Annotated in this window: 18 protein-coding genes; 8 read left to right on the top strand and 10 right to left on the bottom strand. The window is 47.6% G+C overall.

Annotation, left to right across the window (positions count from 1 at the left end; all coding sequences use genetic code 11):
* The first annotated feature begins 114 nt into the window (after positions 1-114).
* Positions 115-1,785, top strand: a complete 1,671-nt coding sequence (locus tag OEZ43_05940; protein ID MDH5545114.1) for a hypothetical protein — start codon at positions 115-117, stop codon at positions 1,783-1,785.
* 11 nt (positions 1,786-1,796) lie between these two features.
* Entirely contained in the window at positions 1,797-2,309 is a 513-nt protein-coding gene (locus OEZ43_05935) for a hypothetical protein (GenBank protein ID MDH5545113.1), read from the top strand.
* Positions 2,310-2,548: 239 nt separating this feature from the next.
* Here the strand turns inward: OEZ43_05935 and OEZ43_05930 are convergent, their stop codons facing one another.
* The 3 genes from OEZ43_05930 to OEZ43_05920 all read right to left on the bottom strand — a co-directional run bounded on the left by OEZ43_05930 (position 2,549) and on the right by OEZ43_05920 (position 6,965).
* Complete coding sequence (locus OEZ43_05930; GenBank protein ID MDH5545112.1) at positions 2,549-3,772, bottom strand: DUF2225 domain-containing protein; 1,224 nt, start codon at positions 3,770-3,772, stop codon at positions 2,549-2,551.
* A 427-nt stretch (positions 3,773-4,199) separates the two neighbouring features.
* On the bottom strand, positions 4,200-5,975 hold the full coding sequence (locus tag OEZ43_05925) for a hypothetical protein (GenBank protein MDH5545111.1): 1,776 nt from the start codon (positions 5,973-5,975) through the stop codon (positions 4,200-4,202).
* A gap of 105 nt (positions 5,976-6,080) precedes the next feature.
* Positions 6,081-6,965, bottom strand: coding sequence for a decaprenyl-phosphate phosphoribosyltransferase (locus tag OEZ43_05920; protein ID MDH5545110.1), 885 nt, complete (start codon positions 6,963-6,965; stop codon positions 6,081-6,083).
* 27 nt (positions 6,966-6,992) lie between these two features.
* On the opposite strand from OEZ43_05920, the gene OEZ43_05915 reads away from it, so the two are divergent.
* Genes OEZ43_05915 through OEZ43_05905 form a run of 3 tightly spaced genes read left to right on the top strand, consistent with a single transcriptional unit; the run spans position 6,993 to position 9,458 of the window.
* Entirely contained in the window at positions 6,993-7,406 is a 414-nt protein-coding gene (locus OEZ43_05915; GenBank protein MDH5545109.1) for a GtrA family protein, read from the top strand.
* Positions 7,403-8,704 carry an FAD-binding oxidoreductase gene (locus OEZ43_05910; GenBank protein MDH5545108.1) on the top strand — a complete coding sequence of 434 codons (1,302 nt, stop codon included), beginning with the start codon at positions 7,403-7,405 and terminating at the stop codon, positions 8,702-8,704. Before OEZ43_05915 ends, OEZ43_05910 begins: the two co-directional genes overlap by 4 nt.
* Position 8,705: 1 nt before the next feature.
* Positions 8,706-9,458 (top strand): SDR family NAD(P)-dependent oxidoreductase, encoded by a 753-nt coding sequence (locus tag OEZ43_05905; GenBank protein ID MDH5545107.1) that lies wholly within the window; start codon positions 8,706-8,708, stop codon positions 9,456-9,458.
* Between the two features lie 35 nt (positions 9,459-9,493).
* Here OEZ43_05905 and OEZ43_05900 read toward each other — a convergent pair whose 3' ends face one another.
* The 3 genes from OEZ43_05900 to OEZ43_05890 all read right to left on the bottom strand — a co-directional run bounded on the left by OEZ43_05900 (position 9,494) and on the right by OEZ43_05890 (position 14,407).
* Complete coding sequence (locus OEZ43_05900) at positions 9,494-10,303, bottom strand: transporter substrate-binding domain-containing protein (GenBank protein ID MDH5545106.1); 810 nt, start codon at positions 10,301-10,303, stop codon at positions 9,494-9,496.
* The gene (locus OEZ43_05895) at positions 10,303-13,113 is read right to left on the bottom strand and encodes an ATP-binding protein (GenBank protein MDH5545105.1); all 2,811 of its coding nucleotides are present in this window, start codon (positions 13,111-13,113) and stop codon (positions 10,303-10,305) included. The genes OEZ43_05900 and OEZ43_05895 overlap by 1 nt, the downstream gene beginning before the upstream one ends.
* Positions 13,114-13,447: 334 nt before the next feature.
* A complete protein-coding gene (locus OEZ43_05890) occupies positions 13,448-14,407 on the bottom strand; it encodes a LysR family transcriptional regulator (protein MDH5545104.1) in 960 nt (319 codons plus the stop codon).
* A gap of 152 nt (positions 14,408-14,559) precedes the next feature.
* Between OEZ43_05890 and OEZ43_05885 the strand changes: the two genes are divergently transcribed.
* From OEZ43_05885 to OEZ43_05875, 3 genes are all read left to right on the top strand, one after another.
* Entirely contained in the window at positions 14,560-15,225 is a 666-nt protein-coding gene (locus OEZ43_05885; protein ID MDH5545103.1) for a hypothetical protein, read from the top strand.
* A 338-nt stretch (positions 15,226-15,563) separates the two neighbouring features.
* Complete coding sequence (locus tag OEZ43_05880) at positions 15,564-17,057, top strand: methyl-accepting chemotaxis protein (GenBank protein MDH5545102.1); 1,494 nt, start codon at positions 15,564-15,566, stop codon at positions 17,055-17,057.
* 246 nt (positions 17,058-17,303) lie between these two features.
* Complete coding sequence (locus OEZ43_05875) at positions 17,304-18,659, top strand: AmpG family muropeptide MFS transporter (GenBank protein MDH5545101.1); 1,356 nt, start codon at positions 17,304-17,306, stop codon at positions 18,657-18,659.
* Positions 18,660-18,753: 94 nt separating this feature from the next.
* Here OEZ43_05875 and glcF read toward each other — a convergent pair whose 3' ends face one another.
* The 4 genes from glcF to OEZ43_05855 are packed head-to-tail and all read right to left on the bottom strand — an operon-like array spanning position 18,754 to position 23,404.
* A complete protein-coding gene (gene glcF, locus OEZ43_05870) occupies positions 18,754-19,959 on the bottom strand; it encodes a glycolate oxidase subunit GlcF (GenBank protein MDH5545100.1) in 1,206 nt (401 codons plus the stop codon).
* Positions 19,959-21,017 (bottom strand): glycolate oxidase subunit GlcE, encoded by a 1,059-nt coding sequence (gene glcE, locus OEZ43_05865; protein ID MDH5545099.1) that lies wholly within the window; start codon positions 21,015-21,017, stop codon positions 19,959-19,961. The genes glcF and glcE overlap by 1 nt, the downstream gene beginning before the upstream one ends.
* Positions 21,018-21,032: 15 nt before the next feature.
* On the bottom strand, positions 21,033-22,532 hold the full coding sequence (gene glcD / locus OEZ43_05860; protein MDH5545098.1) for a glycolate oxidase subunit GlcD: 1,500 nt from the start codon (positions 22,530-22,532) through the stop codon (positions 21,033-21,035).
* Between the two features lie 2 nt (positions 22,533-22,534).
* Positions 22,535-23,404, bottom strand: coding sequence for a class II fructose-bisphosphate aldolase (locus OEZ43_05855; GenBank protein MDH5545097.1), 870 nt, complete (start codon positions 23,402-23,404; stop codon positions 22,535-22,537).
* Between the last annotated feature and the right edge of the window lie 12 nt (positions 23,405-23,416).

The raw sequence follows: 23,416 nt of genomic DNA, 5'->3' as shown, positions 1-23,416 counted from the left end.
GTTTCGGTGATGCGCTAATTTAGCCTTGTGTCGATAACTGAAAACGAATATCTACAACAATACGGCTTGTAGTTATTCGTACAGGAAATTGTCAATAATTATCGGAGGTTATAAATGGCTACCCAACCATCTGAGGTCATTCCAGGTATTAGTAATAGCTTGATGAGTTCTCGTCATGCCTCTCCCCTGGAAGTATATGCTGGCGGAAATCTGTTTGGAGTTGGTATTGATGTGTTAAGAGGTGAGACAAAAGGAAGAGTGTTTCGCGAGGAAACCATGAAATTCAAGGAAACCCTTAATTACGAAACCGATTCAAAATTTAAGTGTATTAAGTCTGTTAAGGAATACAACGAGATGCTGGATGTCACTTCTAAGTTCTCGTTCTCTGGATGGGGATCCAAGGTGGATGGGGCGGTTCAGGTCATTAAGGAAATGGAGGTTGACGAATACTCGATCGTTTTTACCTTCTATAAACTGATAAAGACAAAAAAAATTGAGTGGATGATGGATGGCAGTGAAAAAGACGTGATACCTGACGCCTTAAGTATGTTGGACGACAATACCGGTGGCGGAATTGATGAGTTTATCGATCGTTATTCCTATCATTTTGTAACAGGTCAAAACCGGGGTGGTTACTTTATTGGCTACTATAAGTTTCAATCATCATCGAAATCTCAGTTTGAGCAAATGAAAGTAGATCTTAGTGCTGAGATTAATGCATGGGGAACAAAGACAAAAGTTGACGTGAATTTTGTAAGTAAATTTAAAAGCCTTAGCGCGAAATATTCAACGTCGACGAATATACGATATTCGGGGAATGCCAATATCGACCATAGCGATACCGATTCGATTAACAAGGCATTTTCTAGCTTTTTGTCGCCAGACGACAAAATATTCTCTAATGCAGAAATTGCCATGTCGTACATTTGTCAGCCATGGGTCGATCATGTCGCAATCAGTGTAGCCCTGAAAAAGTACTATCCGGGCGTCGACATAACCCTGACGCCATACGTCGACCAGGGCGTGTTAAACAAAGTAAATAAAACAGTTCTTGATCTATTTGATATATACGCGTCTTTTGACCAGTTGAAGAATAATCCAAAACTGGTCAAGAACTATCATCTGGATGTGATTGACAAAATAGAAAGAGAGTGTCTTTACTACATAGATACTATTACGTCATGGGATCTTCCCTATGTGGCGACACTAAAACTCGCAGATGTTTTAGAGATTGAGCGAGAAGACAAACAAAAAGTCAGCATAGATAAACTATTTCACAAGGTCGATGCAACCCTGGATCTCATTTCAAGAAAAGGATGCAAGGTTGAGTTTCAATTAACGTGTAGCAAGGGTTGGGCGCCGGCGCAATTGAAATGTAGTTGGCTTCCGTTTAATCTTCAGTTCGAGGATAATGCCAATCGCTATTATCATAATATTCTGACTTTTAACCAAAGCTTTCCCCAGACTCAGATGTTGATGGCAATGGCAGCCCATGACGATCACCCCTGGTTGAATCTCTATTGGTCCTTTGATGCAAATAACGGCGTGATCACTGTTATGGACCAAGTATATGAAGTACATCACAACGGCAATAACCACGGACGTACAGCAGGTACTCTGGTTTGTCAGGATTTGGATGACCCGAAGTTTCACGCGCCGCTGGACAAAACACAAGCGGTTACGTTTCCCCCTCTTTATCGCGGACACGACTGGACGAATAATAAAGTCAGAATTCGACTAGTGGACTTGTTTGACGATTTGATAAACAGTATTACTGTAAAGTAAGGAGAAATAGGATGGATATTCGTGTTAACCACAGAGTAATGATGAGTGCTTTGCAGAATATAAACGCCGATACTATTGGAACTGAAGGGGTTGGTCCATGTGTTGGGTTAGTGGTCTTATACAATAATAGAACACGTGTTCTATGTGCTCATTTTTCATCGTCAATTCAAGGGAGGAACAAAGAACAACAAGCGGAAATAGTTGGCAAAACAAAGGACATTCTGCAACAAAACATCGATCAAGAAGTGAGGAGCATAGAGTTAGCACGTATGGTCAGTGAAAACAGAGATCCCTCGTCAATATCAATTGTTAACGGTATCAGAGAATTTTTCCGAGAAAAACATCTTGGGGACGTCCCACTGTCCAATGTAAACGGAATTGCACTCTTGCGAGACGGGGATGGAGATTACTTTATACGGGAAATTTATATGAACGATCATTTAGTGCATGGTGAAAAATGTGAAAACAACATCGCAGATATAGAACAAAATCGAATTAGTCCTGAAAGTCAAAACGCGGCTTAATAGGATAGAAGAAGTGGCGCAATTAGCGCCACTTCAGTTTAGGAAGTTATCGATTCGAAAGCAACGCTATTGGTGTGGAATGACACAAGTGGAGAATACTTATCTCGATATGCCATATTTCTAATGTTTCGATTTAAAGCTAAAGAGACGTGAAAAATCGTCAATCATAGAAGAATAACTGGTTAGAAGTGTATTTCACAAAGTGGTTTACAGTCTCTTCCTCGTGGATTACATGTCTCTCAATATGGCTTATCAAACCCTTTTAAAGCTCTAAAGCTAAAGTCCGCTCGATTCTGATACGCATCTTCCAGCATCTTTCGGCTGGTATTTAGTGTTTTTTGTTCTTCGCTGTTAAAGCGAATACGGTTGTTTTGCTCGTACTGGCGGAGAAAATTCAAGTTCTCGCCTGCAATCTTGCCGTTCTCAAAATATAGACCCAACATACCCATGAGAAAGGCAGCCTTTATGCTGGACTCTTTTGTTAGAAACGGAAATATTTCCAGGAGACGTTTCAAGGCATTTTTGAGAATCAGTTGAGCCTCTTTGGGTTTCTTGTTGCTCATAAGTAATTCGGCTTTAATCAACATGCTGGCAACGCCTTTACGGGCCACTTCGTAGTTGCGGGTTCGTTCGTGTTTTTGCTCCTGTATTGTGAGCAGGGCGTTGCTGCTCAAGACGGCGAGATCATATGAGATCAGCGCCTGTTCGACACTACGGTTTTCGCTAAAAAATCCGATTGAGTTTGTTCCTATCAGTGTTTGACGTTCGGCTATGCTATTAAGCCAGTGTTCAACTATCACTTCCTTGCTAAAAGGTTCAGTGGCGCTTTTTTCTTTTTCACGAATAAAGTCGCTTGTTTCACCAGAGGCGAAAAAGCACTTGGGACAAACTGTGATGCGTAGCAAATTGTAGTCACAGAATTCCTTGCCTGGTAAGGCATTCCGGTATTGGGGAACACCAAAGATATTCATTTTGCTTTCCATCGTACGACTTTGCAGTGAGATGAATGGAATATGTTCCTGATCGCATAAATGACAACGCATCGGAATGACATATAACGAAGGATGAGTGACTTCGAGACTGGTTTCTATCATTCCAAGGGCAGAGTGGGCGTGTCCCTGCTTATCACGCGCTATTGCACCCTGCTTTTTTTCCAAAATCTGGGCCACGCCTTGATTGGCTGCGATTGCACCCTTAAAGGATAGCGTGACTTGATAAATATTCGTTTTATCCCGCGTCGCCGACTGTACCACCGCCGAGATGGGCTGGTACGCCCCGTATTTGCCGTTTGCTTTTTCTTGCAACAGATGCAGGATAACCGGCTGTGATTTAGTCAGTGGTAGTTTGGTGAGAGAGCTACATCCCTGCATAGAAAGCTCAGTGATCGCCATCTTTCCGGTATCGGCACCTACCTTAATTAAGGCAATAATGCCCGAATTCACTGCGTCTTTTGCTACGGCCATATGGGTTTTATATATAGTTTGTCGGGGATTATAGGAAGCGCGTTCATCCATCTTGTGAATAATTATGGAAAATTTGCGCCCCCAATGTCATAGCGGCTGGGGGTGGGGGCTTTTGACCGAAAATCTGTAAAAAAGTGGCGTTGGTCACCAAATATCGTAATGGGTGGACTAACACGGAGTCGTTCTGTCACACAAGTTCTACCAACTACACTATTTAGGACAACAGGTTAGGCGGTCTATATGCGTATTCGATGGGATGAAATCACAACCATAAGACAGTCACATGCTATTTTTTTTTCAGCAACTTCTATTGGTCTCTTGGTCGTAAATAAAAACGGCCGCACAACTGGTCGGCGCTTGAGAACTTGAAGTACTTTGAGAGTAATCTATACCGAATATAGTTCGTGTCGCGACAATTACCCCGGTTTCAGGCATGATCCAATAAGTCTCCCAATTTACTATCTGGGTTATATTTGATCGCCTTGCCTAGTAAATGTTGGAAAAGTTCTTCGCTGCGCAATTCTTCGTGATTGCGTAAAATTTTTGCCCATATCGCGGCAATTCGGGGATCATGGCGATAGTCGAGATAGTCGCCCATTTCGATGGCCAGTGTTTGTAACACTTCTGGATCCTGCGCCATTTCCAGCAGGCTGGCGTCCGAATACACAGGACTAAAGATTCGAATTTCAAAACGATTGATTAGCGCTTCGTTTTCTGGCGTGCGTCGGATCAGGAGTACGGAAGATTTATCACGATACACATTGGCCCATTGTGCATTGGGAAAAAGATTCATTTCCGCTTCGGTGTCGACCAGGGCATAGGCAATATTCCACTTTGTCAATTCTTCGGGGTGCATGACATAGTGCATGGGATTGCCGAATACACGTCCCATGTTGTACTGAAAAATCTTGCGTTCCGGTGTAATTTGATAGGAGAGGTAGGCGCCAAGATTGCCTGAGTTGTATAGATTGCCCGAGATTTGATTCTCTTCGACAAAATGTACAGCTCCGGCAGGATACATGTCGTCGTTCATATGGTAGCCAAAAGATAGATCATAGGCTTTTACGTAGTGATATTTTTCACTGTCTGCTTCAGCCTCTTCAGCGCCGAATTTGACGGCGTAGCTATACCAGAATACCAGCGCCGATATTGTAGCAACCGAGAATAAGTGTATGCGTCTTTCAAACTGTTTTCTTGTAGACTGCATGCTTATCTTTAACAAGTCCGCGATGAGTGGCAGTATGACAATCGCCGCCGCGCCACCCATGCGACTGAATCGCAATGCGGCCAGACAAAACATCACGCTGGTTGCGAGCTGTGTAAAATCCAATTGACGCCAGTTCCTGACCATCATGACCAGGAGCCAGGTCAACATTAGAATAAACACTTTGGAATATTCCCAACTGATCGGCGTGAACTCGCTTATCACGGAATTGAAATCGGCCTCACCAACAACATAACCGACGAATATGCCGTAGGAACGAATACCGAACGGATTGGCGAGCATCACGAGTAGCGTGACGCCAAAACAGATGTTGAGATATTTCAGGTTGGGGGCTGAGAGACGCGTCTGGCGCTCGAACCACTTAAAACGAAACTTCATGTTTTCAGCAATAACAAATGTACAAAGAAAGGCGAAACCGTATACCGCACCGTGTAACCAGTCCCAGGTAAGCATGACTACCGGGACTGCCCATATCAAGCCACGTGGAAGTTTTTGCGCGCAATAGCCATATAGCAGAAAAACCAACGATGCCATGCTAAACAGGGAAAATAATTCGGGTCGAATGTGATAGCGGTTTAACCCGGCCAATACCACTAACACCGTTAGTAATAATGCGATACCCGATGTCTGATCTTGATTGCGTACGATACGAAATAACAGGAATGAAATGGCAGTCACGATGAATAGTTTGAATGTGAATAATCCCATCGGACCGAACGTGTCCCAGACCTGATAGAACAAAATCTGTCCTAACCATTCGTGATTGGAAAAATGCTCACCGGGATGGGTGTAGGAAAAGATTTCTTCGCTGACGATATTTCCAGAGTTGACCATCTCGCGACCGTTGGCGAGATGCCAGTAAAAATCAAAATCGAAAATGGGATAGGTAACCAGTAGCAGGGAGAAAAAACAGGCTAATAGCAAGGCGATCCATTCCATGCCAGAAGATTGACGTAATACAATTCCCGCAGAATTCATCCAAATAATCCCCGCTCGAATTGAAAAACATCGACTATAACTCAGCGTCAGGTTTTAACCAAACTTGCGTGCAATCTCCGTAACGCTTGTGCGGTTACTGCTTGCTTACATCGTTCCCGGCCACAGTTCCCAGGCACACGCCGCCACCCACAACAAGACGGTGAGTAATAGTTGCCAATCGGCAAAGAGTGCATCGGTAGGTGATTCGCCGCCATCGAGTTGCTCTACCACATACCAATAGCGAAACAGTCCAAAGAGTACGAGTGGAACGGTAATGACCAGCTGCGGTTTTGCTGACATCACAAACATACTGTAAAAAAGCAAGGCACCGGTGGCCGACATTTCTGCGTAGCGATCAATGAGTGGAACGGAGTAGGCGTTTAATACCCGACGACTACTGCTACCATTCTTACTGAGTTCTTGCCGGCGTTTTATCGATGCGAGGTACAAGGCCAGACACAAGGTGGTGACAAACATCCACGCCGACAGCGGTACATCTATCGCCAAAGCACCTGCGTAAACACGTAATACGAAACCGATGGCGATGGTGAAGATATCAACAACAGGCTGATGTTTGAGAAAAAAGGAATAGGCAAGATTAAGCACGATATAGCCTGTGACAACCATCATCACCAGGGGAACGAAAAACCAGGCGAAGATGAGTATGCCATAGAGGAAAATTAAAAGTATCAATGCCGTGGGGAGATTAACCAAACCCGAAGCCAGTGGCCGGCTTATCAATTTTTCCGGATGGCGACGATCGTGTTCGATATCGCGCATATCGTTGACAATATAGGTCGCCGATGCTGCGATACAAAACAGACCAAAGGCCAGAAGCGCCTGATTGACGGCAACCAAATCAAAAAAACGGGCAGAAAAGAACAGAGGGGCCAGTACGAAACCATTCTTAATCCACTGCATCGGTCGCATCAGTTTCAATAAACCGAGTGCGCGTGCTAGGGGAGAATGGGAGACTGGGGTATTATGCATTATTTTCATCCGGGTAACGATGGTTCCATGTTTGCCAAGACCAGACTGGTGTTTGACTACGCTATTTTCGCATTTATCGCGACGGTGGCAAACATCGGTGCCCAGGATATTATCATAAGGGTATACCCTGGCGACTACGCGATTACACTTTCCGTTCTGATTGGCACGGGGGTTGGACTGGTGGTCAAATATGTGCTCGACAAACGTTTTATTTTTCGCTTTCGCGCCCGAGACACAAAACACGATGCGCAAACATTTACACTCTACGTGACTATGGGTGTTCTGACCACGGCGATATTCTGGGGTTTTGAGTGGATGTTTCACACTATCTTCGCAAATAAAGAAATGCGCTATCTTGGCGGAGTTATGGGTCTTGCAATAGGTTATTTGATCAAGTACCAACTGGATAAACGCTATGTTTTTGGTGCGGGGGGCAGATGAAACTGGTTTCCTCGTGGGGACGTTTGTCAGCTGATCCGCATCAAGTTGTTGAGTTAAAAACGCCAGACAATATCCATACAGTGATTACCCAGGCGGCATTACCTGGACTTGCGTACGGCATGGGACGTAGCTATGGCGATGTGTGTCTGAATCCACAGGGAAGCCTGTGGATGACCGGCGGTCTCAATTACTTTATTGAATTTGACGAACACTCCGGACGGCTCATGTGCGAAGCCGGTGTGTTGTTGCGAGATATACAGCAACTGATGATTCCACGTGGCTGGATGCTGCCTGTGACGCCAGGCACGCAAATAGTGACTGTCGGGGGCGCCATTGCCAACGATATCCACGGAAAAAATCACCATCGCCAGGGTAGCTTTGGCGATCATGTTCACGAACTGACACTGGTTCGCAGCGACGGCGAAGTTATTGTCTGCGGTCCTGGATCGCGTCGTGACTGGTTTGAAGCGACTGTCGGCGGGTTGGGACTGACGGGTGTTATTGCGAAAGCTGAAATACAGTTGCAAGCGGTTAAGGGACCATGGCTGGAAACAGAGACTATACCCTATGCTGACCTCGGCGAGTTTTTCCATCTAGCGGATAGTTCTGAAGCAGACTGGGAACACACGGTTTCGTGGGTGGACTGTTTGTCTGGAAAAAATACGCGCGGCCTGTTCATGCGCGCAAATCCAGCGGAAATTGAACAGGTGCCGTCGCGTAAACACGACACATTGCGCATGCCTTTAGAGCCACCTTTTTCTCTGGTTAATAAGGCGACATTGCGCTGTTTCAACAGCATCTATTTTCGCATGAAAAAATTTCAGGCAGGGTGTGCCGTCAGTCACTATGAATCATTTTTTTATCCGTTGGATAATCTTCTCGAATGGAATCGTATGTATGGACCCAAAGGTTTCTATCAGTATCAAAGCGTGATCCCACGTGAGGCGGGGAATGATGCGACGGCGGCAATGCTAAAAGAAATTTCGCGTACCGGTGAAGGTTCATTTCTAACGGTACTCAAAACCTTTGGCAACAGACAGTCGCGTGGCATGTTGAGTTTTCCTCGACCCGGTGTAACCCTGGCCCTGGATTTCGCCAACCGTGGCAACAGGACGCTGAAACTGTTTGAACGCCTCGACGCCATAGTGAGAGAGGCAGGCGGAGGAATTTATCCGGCCAAAGATGCGCGTATGCCGCGTGATTTATTTGAGTCGGCTTATCCGCGATTGAATGAATTCTGTCAATACCGTGATCCCGGTATCAGTTCCGGTTTGTCACGACGATTAATGGGGAGTTGAGTTGAGCGACATACAACGCATTATCATTGTGGGCGCGACCTCGGCGATTGCGTCACATTGCGCCAGATTGTGGTTGAAAAAACGGCCTGCTGAACTGGTACTGCTTGGGCGTGATGAAAAAAAACTCGAGCGAGTTGCCGCCGATCTCAAAGTGCGTAGTCCGCAAACCAATATCCAGAATGTTCAGACAAGTTTTGTCGATGCGAAATCTATACAAACGACGGTTGACAGTATTGCAATACAGGGTCGTTGCGATATTGTTCTGATCGCACATGGAGATTTGCCTGATCAAGACGCTTGTCAGAACGACTTGCAACAAATGCAGAGAGCCCTGGAGATCAATGCCGTCTCGCCAGTACTCTTTGCCGAAGCCTTTGCCAAGCATATGGCCGAGACGAATAGTGGTAAATTACTGATTATAGGCTCAGTGGCTGGTGATCGCGGCAGAAAGTCCAATTATATTTATGGTTCGGCAAAAGGACTGGTGACCCGTTATGCACAAGGCTTGCAACACCGATTTGCAGGCACACAAGTGAAAGTGGTGCTTATAAAGCCGGGCCCGACCGATACGCCCATGACGGCACACTTGAAGGCACAGGGAGTAAAGCTAGCCAGTGTTGAATCTGTGGCGAAACAGATTGTGCTGGCAGTCGAGTCGGGCAAGACGACCGAATATGTGCCAGGTAAGTGGTGGGTGATCATGATGGCATTAAGGCATTTGCCAGGTTTTATTTTTAATAAGTTAAATATCTAAACACTGGCGTTTGCAGGGGGGCACTCCCGTGCAGACTAGAAATCAACCATCGATATTGCCATTTCCTTGTCGAAGTATTTGCTCATGATCTTGAGCAGCGTTCCATCCATTCTCATTCCATCGATGATATTACGCCATTTCGTTCTCTCTTCCTCAGACAGGGATTTCTTTGACATGATGAGTCCATGTAGTACCGGCTGATCGCCAGTGTCGATGATTTTCGTAACTTCATTCAGCTCACGACTGTCGACCTGTGTGTAATTGAATGGTTCGATAATCATACCCTGAATACGGTTTAGCTTGAGCATGCTGAGCAACTGTGCATGATCCGGTACGTCGGTAACGCGATGTTGCGACGCCAATCGGTCGACCAATTTGTTCGCGTTTTCACTATAACGAAAACTACGGATTGCACCGATTTCAAGTTTGGGATTATTTTCAAACTCCGCAAGACTATCAATGTTTGCGTCTTTTCGGACTAAAAAATAATATTTGTTGTACAGATACCAACCAAAATCGGCAAATTTATCACGCGATGCATTGGTGATTCCCGACATGCTGAAATCAAGTTGGCCAGACTCTATCCAGGTCCATATGCGAGCTCTCGGCATAACAGAGATTTCGACATTGCAGCCGCTTCTTTTAACCATTTCGATAGCAACGTCTCTATCGATGCCTGCGTCTAGTGTGGTCGAATACAGCATGCCATGGTCGTGGTAGGCCAGGGTATATGTGCGAGAACAGTCAGGCAGTGCAGACGCGTAACTGGGATGTGCAGAAAAAAATGCCAAAACGAATATGACAACGACTCTTAATCGTAAATTGTAGACTTGGTTAAGAAACATTAGACAAGCTCCTTGTCGTTTGAATGTACAGTTTCGGATAGCCACCTCCGGACATTGCTCAATAGCTGAACTACACTGAATGGCTTGGAAACAAACTCGGTCATTCCCGCCTCTAGGCATCGAAGGCGATCCTCATAGAAAGCATTTCCGGTTAAAGCGATGATGGGTACGGTCTTACCGTTCGGCAACATTCGAATCCTTCGCGTTGCATCCAGTCCATTCATGACAGGCATTTGCATGTCCATGAAGATTAGGTCATATGGATTATTTTTTATTAGTTCAACGGCTTCTGAACCATTTTCCGCCTGGTCAACTTGAGGATTTAGTATCTTCAATATATCGATCAATAGCTTTCGATTGACAGGTTCATCGTCCACGATCAATACTCTATTTCGACTGAAATCTTTTTCGATGTCTATTTGATCGCGATTGTTATCAGAAAAAGAATGTTCTGCTCGCGGTAATATTTCCTTCTTTAGGTGTGCAGTAAACCAAAATTTACTGCCGATGCCGGGTTTACTTTCTACGCCAGCATCGCCCCCCATTAATTCGGCAAGCTTTTTCGTTATAGCCAAACCCAAACCTGTGCCACCATACTTGCGTGTAGAAGTGCTATCAATTTGTTCAAATGCGGTGAACAAGTGATGAATATTTTCATCGGCAATTCCAATGCCGGTGTCTTCCACCTCAAAGCGTATAACTGCATCGTCATCACTTTCCGCTAAAGTAGTAGCGCGCACAGTTATCATGCCTTTTTCGGTAAATTTTATAGCGTTTCCTACATAGTTTATCAGGGCCTGCTTTATTCGAGTGGCGTCTCCTACTAAGAGTTTCGGCACTTTTTCGATTTCTATTTTGAAGGACAGATGTTTTGCAGTGGCACGCTCCTCCATGAGGGAGTTTATGCCGGCCATGATTTCAACAACGCTAACTGACCTTGATTCAATAAAAAATTTGCCAGCCTCAATTTTTGATAAATCGAGGACTGCGTTAATGATGTCGAGCAAATGTTCGCCAGCGGTATCGATTGTGTCAAGCCGTTCTGATTGTTTCGGCGTGGGATTTTCGCGGCGTAGCAGTTGGGTTGAACCCAGAATGGCGTTAAGCGGTGTGCGAATCTCGTGTGACATATTCGCAAGAAATGTGGATTTTGCCTCGCTGGCAGCCTCAGCAATGGCGTGTTTTTCTATAGATCTCAGACGTTCGATGCCAAAAACAATATTTCGGATTAACTCCTCGAAAAGGTTTACTTCCGCCTGTGTAAATGCCATGGGATCAGAAGAGTACAGGGATAGTATACCGATGAGTTCATCTCCGGAAATCATAGGCATGGCAAGACCAGACTGTATACCGTGCTTTTCTGCGGTTGATCGCCACGGTAGTATCTGGGAATTCGTTTGACCCTGTTGAAAGAATTGCGGTTTACGTGTTCGTATCGCAATACCCGTCGGGCCGCGTCCAATGCTGAGTGACTCATCCCAGGAGACGGGAGACTCGTTGAAAAACTGTTGGTCAAATCCATGTTGAGTGACGGACTTAACTGTTTTGTCTTGATCGTTTTCTGGTACTCCCACCCAAGCGGCGATATAACCCCCTGTGTTGACGATGAGTTGGCAGACGCCAGTTAGTAATTCGTACTCACATTTTGCATTGACGAGGAGTAGATTACAGTCGCTTAGCAGGCGCAAAGCGCGATTGAGTCGCTGTTGTTCCTTTTCCGCTGTCTTGCGTTCTGTAATGTCGCGCGTAACAGATGAGAAACCTTTGGGAGTGTTACTGGAATCAAAAAGCGCGGTAAGCGTTCCTTCTGCCCAAAACGCGGTTCCATCCTTGCGTGTGCGAAGCCCTGCGCTTTCGGCACGATTATTTTTTACGGAATTTTCCAGTAACTGACGCACCACATTGTTTTCAATATCGTGCGGTAAAAAGAAAACACTATATGGCTTACCTATTATTTCCGACGCGGCATAGCCAAAAATACGCTGTGCGCCACTGTTCCATGTGCTGATATGCCCATCGACATCAAGGCGAAAAATGGCGTAGTCTTGAACTGACTCAACCATCATTCGTGTATTTTCTTCACTGTGTAGCAATTTTCTAAATGCGTTGCTTAAGCGACACCGCATTTTATTGATAGCGGATACAACGTGGCTTAGCTCGTCTTTGTGTTTCGAATTTGCGTCATCTCTGTCGAGTTCCAGGTTTTGCTCAGGCGTAATCGCATCCAGTACCTCGGAATGACGCGCAATTTTCGCTAAATGACGCCCAATCAAGTACTGAAATAGAATAATAATGAAAAAAGATACGAGAAAGGTTTTTATGGTCTGACTAAGCAGAATGACAAGTGCTTTGTCAATTAGCCGTTGGTAAGCGCCTTCCAGGCTGGCTATGCTGATTAATGTCCCAACGAATACAAGTTTATCTTGGTGTTTGTAGAAGAGTGGCGTTTCTTCGCGCAAAACACGGACGCCAATAAAAGTACCGACCTTCGAAACAATATCATCATTCTCATTTCGGACTTCGAGATATTGCATGTCTGGTAGGCGCAAAATGCCATCGAGTTGTAGCTTTACGTCTTGCTTGCTGACAACCCATAGACTTCCAGCCAGACTTTCTGAATAACTTGTGCGAATCTGGACAAGTGAGCGTTCTATATCGCCAACATCGCGTTTAAATTCAATTGTCAGCTGAACGATTGTTGAGACTAAGGTGACGACAGAGCTGAATAATAATATGAAAAGCGCAAATTTTCTGCCTATTCCAGGCTTTAGTAGACCTGCGACATCAATCATTTTCCGTAATTTTTCCATGCTATTACGCCATTAAACGGTATGGAAATGCTATTAGCCTGATTCCGGGCTGCAGTCGGTATTATGCACCAATCAACACATCAATGCGGCTAGTCATAAGATCCAAAAAGCCTTTCGATTAAAAACTATGGGCAGGTAAGAGTAAAGATATTATCAGATGTGGAGTTGCAGAGAATGCGAAATAGAGATGCCATTGATCGAGGATAGGAGGCAATTAAGCAAGGAAATGCTATTGCGAGATCCGCGCGGCCGGAGTTCGACGTATAAAATCGGAAAATGAAGCGGAACTGTCAATCGATCTGTGTATCTTCATGCGATAACATGCGCAAATGCATCATGCCCCCCAGATCAGCCTCGGCTTCCCCGCAGGTCTGCTGCCCTCAAACAAATCGGCATCCTTACTCAAGTTCTCAAATAAAAATGCCATCAATGCCTTCACTCTGGCGGTGTGGCGCAAATCCGGATGCGTCAGTATCCATAACTCTAATGTTGGTCCAGTAAATTCACTGACGCGCACCAGCCGTGGTTCGGCGTCGGCAAGATAACAGGGCATTAGCGTCAAGCCCATGCCAGCGGCAGTGCAGTTGAGTACACCAAAGACACTGGCGCTGCTGAATGCAATGACTCGCTCTGCCTGCTCTGGTTTTTTCCACAACGAGGGAACCAGCCATTCATGTGTGCCTTCGATGAAACACCAGGGTTGTTCATGGATAGGACGTTCGTCCATGCTGTCGAGGAATTGCGGCGAGGCATAGAGAGCGAAACGAAAATTGCACAATTTCTTGCCGAGGCTGATATCGGGTGGTTTGGCGGTGGCGCGAACAGCAATGTCTGACTCGCGACGTCCCAGGTCAACCATGGAGTGGCCGCCGAGGATTTCGATACTGGTTTCGGGGTGTCGCTTCACAAAGGCATCGAATACTGGCGGCAACACCTTCCATAACATTCCCTCAGGCGCGGTAACGCGGATCTTGCCCTGGATACGTAAGTCTTGTCCGAGTACCTCGCGACCAAGCGCATGGACCTCGGCCTCGATGCGTTCGGCATAGCGCATGGCAGAGCGGCCGGCATCTGTCATGGCATAGCCTTCACGCAGGCGTTCGAAAAAACGCACTCCGGTTCTTTCTTCTATAGCGTTGATTCTTCGAAATATGGTGCTGTGGTTTTGGCCGAGAACGCGGGCCGCACCGGCCAAAGTACCGCTACGGCAGACGGCGAGGATGACCGCCAGATCACTCCATTCCAGCGACATGTTTTGGGCTCTATGGGTGGATTCCGTATGAATAGTGCTCAAATACTGGCCCCTCTGGTAGGAAAAATCATGTGCGCATGTGCAAATATGGTTTGTCATTATAGGGAATTCATTTGCGAATACCAACAGGGGATACTCACTCCGTGCTCTGGCAATAACGGAGCGACGCTGAACAACGCAAAGGAGTGATCACCATGCGCCTACCACAACGAAAACATGGAGCCAACTCGATGCTGAATGTAGCTCTGATTTTCCGGTTGCTTGTGATCGGAATTATAGCGGTCACTGTTGTGAGTTGGTTCTCTGATTCACCTCTGATGTTGCAATGGAAACAATATTTGATTGGCTTGTGTGAAAACCAAACGACAAGCGGTCTGATTATCGGAAGTCTGTGTTACATCGCGTTGTTGGCAATACCTTTTGTGCCAGGCGTGGAGTTGGGTATTTTGCTGATGCTGGTATTCGGTAAAACCGGCGTGGTGTTGGTCTATTTGAGTACGATTGCGGGTTTGTCCTTGGCCTTTGCGTGTGGGCGATGGTTGCAAGGTGATTGGAACGTAGACGTAGCAGGGGAGCGAAAGACGCATTTAAAGCCGATTCTTCAACAACTCACGACATCTGATAGATGCTCCTGGCCACACCGTCTAGCGATACCACACGCAATGCGAAATCAGTACGTTTGTCTCGGGCTTTTGTTAAACATGCCTGGTAATTCTATGCTCGGCGGTGGTGGTGGCATTGCAGCTATGTACGGTATGTCGAAAAAGATGAAGTGGTCTCGTTTCTTGCTAACAACGACGATTGCAGTCTGTCCAGTACCGGTCATATTTTTGTTGGGTTTCGGTGATTATCTACGTTAAAAATCGAGTAATACAAAGAGGCGTTGTCACTCACATAGTTGCAGTAGATAACACGCGCATAAAAATGTCAGGCTAGTAAAACACAAACATTCAGTAGTTTTTGTCGACGCTAGAGCGTTTAGCGCAACATATTTTGTGAAACCATTTCTATAGAGAGGTTAAAGCCTAGTACATTAGTGTGAGAGATGACAAAAGACTATTTGGAATACAAGTTAATTAAGTCTTTGTATTGAAACCGCTATTGGATAATGTAAATAAAATAGTGATATGAGCTAATCTTTTGATTTGTTATGTCGAAAACTAAGATTACAGAATGTAGAAACAATAGGTAATAAGACATGTTTTCCAAATTTCGTATCGGACAGCGATTATACGGGGCATTTTTTGCGGTTATTCTGTTGTTTGCCGGTCTGGCCTCATATCAAATAGTCAATACAATAGAACTCTCCGAATTACAGGACGAGGGCGCCGGGCGGGCAAGCGACGCTATGGCGATTAAAGATATTAGTGCCTGGGTGGAAAGCATTTACGCCGTTATTGGCGACTCTATTATTAATCGCGATTTGAATGAAACACGCGCTGATCTGGAAAAAATTAAATCAGTAGCGCTGGAAAGCGAAAAAAAACTGGCGAATATGTCTGATACAGATGCAGAGCATCGTGAGACGCGCAAGTTTGCGCAGGCATTGGATAAGTATATACAAAAGTTTGAAATGGAACTGCTTCCGCTTATAGCAGACGACGCCGACCGTAATATGAGTCAGATTCGAAAGATCGATGGTGAACTGGACGAGATGCGCGATGCCGTACTCGAGTCCTTAGCCTTCATCGACAAGTCCATGACTGAAGAGTCGCTCGAAGCGGATAGAGAATTTGATGGCGTAGCGAAAAAAACTATCGGCGTGATTATTTTTGTTTTGTTGGTTGCTATGGGAGTCGCCGCCGTTTTCGCAACACTGATTACACGCAGCATCGTCAATCCGCTTAGAAATCTCGTTATTGCCGCCGAAAGCGTTTCAAACGGGAACATGGCAGTTGATGTCCAGACAGAAGGTCGAGATGAAATTTCACAGGTTAGTCGAAGCGTGTCTGACATGGTCGAAAAGTTACGTGAGGTCATTGGAGAAATTACAATTGCGACAGACAATATTTCCAGCGCATCCGCGCAAGTCAGTTCAACCGCGCAAACACTCAGTCAGGCAGCCAGTGAACAGGCAGCTAGCGTGGAAGAAACCAGTGCTTCGTTAGAACAAATGGGTAGCTCGATCAATCAGAATACAGATAATTCTAAGTTGACTGACGAGATTGCCGGCAAAGTTTCGGAGAAGGCAGAGCAAGGCGGTAAGGCCGTAGTGGATACCGTCAGCGCGATGAGTGATATCGCGGAGCGTATCAGCATGATCGAAGACATCGCTTACAAGACCAATTTGCTCGCTTTAAATGCCGCGATAGAGGCTGCGCGTGCCGGTGAACATGGCAAGGGATTCGCGGTTGTGGCGGATGAGGTGCGCAAACTGGCGGAACGTAGCCAGGCGGCTGCGCAGGAAATTAACGACACCGCAGCGAAAAGCGTGAAGATTGCCGAGCAGGCTGGAAGGCTAATCAATGAAATAGTTCCTGACATTAAACGTACGGCGCAACTCGTACGCGAAATTACCTGCGCATCCGAGGAACAATCTGAGGGTGTCATTCAGATGAACACTGCTGTTGGTCAACTCGACAGGGTTTCACAGCAAAACGCCGCTTCGTCTGAAGAGTTGGCGAGTACGGCGGAGGAGATGTCGAGTCAGGCCCATAGCCTGGTTGACACGATGAGATTCTTCAAACTCTAGTACGGGATAGCGTGTCCTGCTACTGCCTCATTTGTTGGGGCGCCAAACAATAGATGCGATAGCGATCTACATACCAATAAACGGTTGGAGATGCTGTGGCATTTTGGAAAACGGAAACTCGCAGGGAAGCCCAACATTCAGTGCTTTCGTACTGATTTCTTCACAACTCGTCACTATAATCTACACAAATTCTGCGTTAGCGGAATAGTTCTTGTTAGGCATTCTGTCTAATCGCGAGGAAGTTGTATGAATTCGACGAACAATGCGCCAATTAAAAGCTGGGCCGAAGCGTTCCGGGTTTATAGCAAACCCAGAGTTCTGGGCATGTTGTTCCTGGGTTTTTCCGCTGGATTGCCTTTCCTGCTGGTGTTTTCCACGTTGTCCGCGTGGCTAAACGATGTTGGGATTCAAAAAAGTGTGATCGGCTTTTTCAGCTGGGTAGGCATTACTTATTCGATCAAGGTATTCTGGGCGCCGGTGATCGATCACCTGAAAATACCACTGCTCACCAGGTTGCTGGGCAAGCGCCGCAGTTGGATGCTTGTCGCGCAGGCGGGTATTGCAATCGGGTTATTGGGAATGGCCTCGACGAATCCCTCCACTCATATTGAAGTGATCGCCTGGTTTGCCTTGCTGGTCGCCTTTTCCTCCGCAACTCAGGATATCAGTATTGATGCCTATCGTATCGAAGCCCTGGATAAAGAATTCCAGGCGGCCATGGCGGCGACCTACGTCCTGGGTTATCGGCTGGCACTTTTGGTGGCTGGGGCTGGCGCGTTTTACATCGCGGATTTTCAGGACTGGCCTACGGCTTATATCAGCATGGCGGCGTGTATGTTGATCGGTATAGCAACAACATTGATTATTCGTGAGCCAGTACATGCACAGAACCAACATACCGAAGCTTTACAGGAAGAGATAAAAAACAAACTGCACCTTAAAAGCGCCAACACTCCCGTGGTGAGGCTCGCTGTCTGGTTTAGTGAAGCGGTAATTAGCCCCTTCGTGGAATTTTTCAAACGCAATGGTAAACAGGCCATGATCATCCTCGGCCTGATCGCGGTGTACAAGATCAGCGATATCACCATGGGCGTGATGGCCAATCCCTTTTATCTGGATCTAGGTTTTAGCAAGATCGAGATTGCCAATGTGACCAAGGTCTTTGGCTTTTTCATGACGATTGCCGGCGCAGCCCTCGGTGGCGTGCTAGTAGTGCGCTATGGCTTATTTAGACCTCTGGTCTTGGGGGCGGTATTAATTGCTGCGACCAATTTGCTTTTCGCTACGCTGGCGCTAAGTGAACCCAATACTACTATGCTCGCGCTAGTGGTCAGTGCCGATAATCTCAGCGGCGGAATCGCGACTTCGGTGTTTATTGCCTATCTTTCAAGTCTGACTAACTCCGCTTATACGGCGACGCAATATGCCTTGTTTAGCTCGCTCATGACATTACCGGCAAAGTTTATTGGCGGGTTCTCAGGTATCGTAGTTGAGGCGCAGGGGTATTTTGGGTTTTTTGTTTATGCGGCGATGCTGGGCTTGCCCGCGATATTGATTGCGACGTATTTGATGCGTAAGCAGAGTCGTTCAGAGGGCGCTTGAGCGAATTTCCGCCATAGAAATAGAAGCATTATCTAACTCAACTGTGGCTTAGCTACTGTTGTATAGATCTCGAGTGGCGATTCTTCAATTTTATTTAATCGCGTAGCAGTTCAATCCAGTGCTTTACCGGTACCTTTGCTTTGGTGGCCATGTGCATCTGGCAGCCGATGTTGGCGGTAGCGATGATGTCCGGTGTACCTGATTCCAGGCTGTTGAGTTTGTTGTTCAGCAATTGTTGCGACAATTCTGATTGCAATATGGAATAGGTTCCGGAAGAACCACAGCACAAATGCGGATCACTGACTTCGGTGAGTTGGTATCCGACACTACGAAGAATGTTTTCGACACTGCCGACCAACTTCTGTCCGTGTTGCAGGGTGCAAGGAGAGTGAAAGGCGATTTTTACTGGCGTTTCTTTACGGAAACCTGACAAGTCTTCCGCCGATAATATTTCACTAATGTCTTTGCTCAGTTCAGAAATTCGTTTCGCCTTGGCGGCGTAGTGGCTGTCGTGTTCCAGTAATTTGCCGTATTCCTTTACTACTACGCCACAACCGCTGGCGGTGCTGATAATGGCTTCTGCGCCCTGTTCAATATGCGGCCACCACGCATTGATATTGCGACGCATATAGTCGAGACCTTCTTCGTGTGCGGATAGATGATGACTGAGCGCACCGCAACAACCGGTACCGTTGGTACGTACCAGCTGTATCCCTAAGCTGTCGAGTACGTGCGCAGTGACAGCGTTGGTTTGTGGCGCAGTAACGGGTTGTGCGCAGACTTCCAGTATCAGCATCTTGCGTGTGTGTTGTCGGGTTGGCCAGGCAACGGCCTTTCCCATCGCAGGAATCTTGCGTTTCAATGCGCGTGGTAAAAGTGGTTTGAATACCTGTCCGAGTCCGAGCATTGTTTTGAACAATCCGGTATTGGGTACAACAGTACGCAACATTTTGCGTTGTATGCGTGCGATCAAGGGACGACTCACCTTTTGTTCAACAATGTGACGGCCGATATCTATTAGTCGACCATATTGCACGCCGGACGGACAGGTGGTTTCGCAGGAACGACATGTCAGACAGCGATCGAGATGGGTCTGTGTTTTCTGCGTGACTTCCTTGCCTTCGAGAACCTGCTTCATCAGGTAGATGCGACCGCGTGGGCTATCGAGTTCATCGCCGAGTAACTGGTAAGTAGGACAGGTTGCGGTACAAAAACCGCAGTGTACGCAGCTGCGTAATATCGATTCGGCCTCCAGACCTTCCGCGGTTTGCCGATAGCTGTCCAGTATTTGGGTTTGCATTAGAACTCCTGATACATCCTGCCTGGATTGAATATTCCGTGTGGATCGAAAGAATTTTTCAGCTGACGGTGTAGCGCCATAAGCCCTGTGTCGAGGGGCTGAAAAATCTGTGCGTCACGATTATGTCCTGCATAACACATAGCGTGTCCGCCGGTCGTAGCCGCCGCCGTAAATATTGTTTCCGCCGGTGCGTCGGTGATCAGCCAGCGCAATGCGCCTCCCCACTCGATGAGTGTCTCACCATCCACTGAAAATTGTGGGCTGGTGGAGGGCAGGGAAATTCGCCACAATGGTTTGTCAGTTTGAAAGAAAGCCAGCTGGTGTTCGCGCATTTGCGACCAGAACGCCGCGGCGCAATCCAGTACCTCACCACCGATATATCGCTGCGCTGTGTTTATCGCATTGGTGCTTCCTGAGAGACGAATATAAAGCTGACCATTACACCATGCGCTCGCGGATACAGGTAACGGCATGCCGGCGCATTCGTTCATAAATTGTATAGCCTTGCTCACCGTCATTTCCTGCACCAGTGTCACCTCGGTGGCGGGTTTTGGCAATACCTTGAGGCTGACTTCCAGCAAAACACCTAGCGTTCCCATCGCGCCACACATCAGGCGCGAGGCATCGTAGCCGGCAACGTTTTTCATCACCTCACCGCCAAAGCGTAATACCTGTGCCTTGCCGTTAATCATGCGCGTGCCGAGCAGAAAGTCACGCGCTGCGCCATTGCTGACACGTGCGGGCCCCGAAAGATTACATGCGATGGTACCGCCGATGGTGGCATCTGGTCCGTAGTGCGGCGGTTCAAATGGCAGCATCTGATTATGTTGACTCAACACCTGTTCAATTTCTTCCACGCGCGTTCCCGCGCGGGCGGTAATGACCAACTCGGTGGGTTCATAGCTGCATATACCCTGATGTCCGCTGACCCTGAGGGTTTCACCGTGCGAGGCGCGACCGAGGTGCGACTTACTATTACCGCCGACAATATTCAGCGGCTTGCCGTCTTGTAGTGCACCTTCGATCTGTTGCTGTAGTTGATGTTCTATATCCGACACGTCTTGTTCCATCCGTTAAAAACGTTCGAGTTCCGGAAAGGGTAGTTGACCGCGATGTACATGCATGGCGCCAAATTCTGCACAACGATGCAGTGTCGGCACACCCTTGCCAGGATTGAGCAGACCGGCAGGGTCGAACGCATGCTTCACTGCATGAAATTGTGTTAGCTCCGCGCTGTCGAATTGCGAACACATCTGGTTGATCTTCTCCATACCTACGCCATGTTCACCGGTGATGGTGCCACCCACCTCGACGCAAAGCTCCAGTATCTTGCCGCCAAATTCCTCGGTGCGTTCAAGCTCGCCTGGCTTGTTTGCATCGTACAGTATCAGCGGATGCAGATTACCATCACCGGCATGAAAGACATTGGCGACCGGAAGATTATAGTGTTTCGATAAATCAGCGATACCGCGCAACACCTCCGGCAGTCGCTTGCGTGGAATTGTCCCGTCCATGCAGTAATAATCCGGTGCCAGGCGACCTACAGCAGGGAAGGCGGACTTTCGGCCTTTCCAGAATGTCGCGCGTTCCTGTTCGTTTTTCGCGGTCCGTACTTCTGTGGCACCGCTTTGTTCAAGCACCTCGCGCACCTGCATGACCTGCTCGGAGACTTCTTCATTGGTGCCGTCAAGCTCACACAATAAAATCGCTTCGGCATCGCGTGGATAACCGGCGTGAACAAAATCTTCTGCCGCCTGTATTGCGAGCTTGTCCATCATCTCCAGCCCACCGGGAATAACACCGGCGGCGATGATATTACCAACAGCGGCGCCGGCCTTTTCTACGTCGTCAAATGCAGCAAGGATTACCTGTGCGCGTTCCGGAATCGGTAACAGACGCACGGTCACCTCGACGATGATAGCGAGCATGCCCTCGGAACCTGTCATCAAGGCCAGCAAATCAAAACCGGCGCTATCGAGTGCCTGGCTGCCAATAGTGAGCAACTCGCCGTCGACGGTAACAACCTTGAGTTCGAGAATATTGTGTACGGTCAGGCCGTATTTCAGGCAATGCACGCCACCGGAATTCTCAGCCACATTGCCGCCGATACTGCATGCAATCTGTGAAGAGGGGTCCGGTGCGTAATACAGTCCGAAGCGTTTTGCCGCGTCGGTAATGGCTAGATTCCGCACACCGGGTTGCACGCGTGCAGTACGCGCCAGTGCGTCTACATCGAGTATCGATTTGAATTTCGTCAGGCTAAGCACGATACCCTGTGCCAGTGGCAAGGCGCCGCCGGACAATCCAGTACCTGCGCCACGCGCAACAACCGGCACATGGTGTTCGTAACAGATGCGCATGATGTGTTGCACCTGTTCAATTGTGGTCGGTAGTAGCACCATCATCGGCAACTGACGATAGGCAGACAGACCGTCGCATTCATACGGACGAAGGTCTTCGGCTTCGTGCAGGATGGCGTCGACGGGCAAGTAAGCGCGCATCAATTGCAGAAGCTGTGTCTTACCAGTTTTCGCCTGCGGGACGGCGTCGAGTTGTTCAGAGACGGCGTGCATGATTACGCTTCTTCCTCCGCTGGTACGAGTGCATGCAATGCGTATAGTCGCATCTGCTGTCGCAGCGTCTGTTGCCAGTTGCCTTGCAGGCGCTGCTTGAAAGCGAGGAAATCATTATCAGTATTGCGGCTGCTGGCGCGTACGGTGTTCATGGCATCCTGTAGCAGACCGGAAAAATAATTGATCTTGCGTATGCCGCATCGTACAGCGTATTGCAAATCGTCGTCGCTGACGCCGGTAGCACCGTGCATGACGAGCGGAACACCAGAATTGTTACAGGCCTTGATGGTATCAAAACTGATTTGTGGCGCGGCGGCATAGATGCCATGCGCTGTACCAACGGCGATGGCGAGAGCGTCTACACCAGTGGCATCGACAAAACGTCTGGCTTCACTGGCGTCGGTATAGGGCAGGGCTTCAAGTTCTGCGCCATGAGTATCCGCAACGCCTTCCTCGCCGGCAATACCGCCGATCTCGCCCTCAACGCCTGCATCGTAAGCATTCGCGGTATGAACCACGCGCGCAGTAATGTCGACGTTCTCATCAAAGGGTAACAGGGAACCGTCAATCATGATGCTGGAGAAACCAAGATCCAGGGCACGACGTATCATGTCGTACTGCTGTGGCGATGCATGATCAAGATGCAGGGCCAGAGGCACGGAGGATTGTTCCATGGCGTCGATGATGGACGGAATCAATCGCGGTGTATTGATGGCGTGGAAATGTCGTGAGGCAATTCCAATGATCGCCGGGACGCCTACGGATTCAGCCGTATCAATCACACTGAAGGCCATATCTACATCAAGAATATTAAACGATCCTACGGCACGCTCGGGACTCGCACCAAGAACCTGCTTCAGATTTGCACGCATGAGAGCTCCTGT

Source organism: Gammaproteobacteria bacterium (assembly GCA_029881255.1).
Lineage (GTDB): Bacteria > Pseudomonadota > Gammaproteobacteria > S012-40 > S012-40 > JAOUMY01.
The sequence above is the reverse complement of the archived record's forward strand: the minus strand, read 5'-3'. Positions and strand labels throughout refer to the sequence as shown.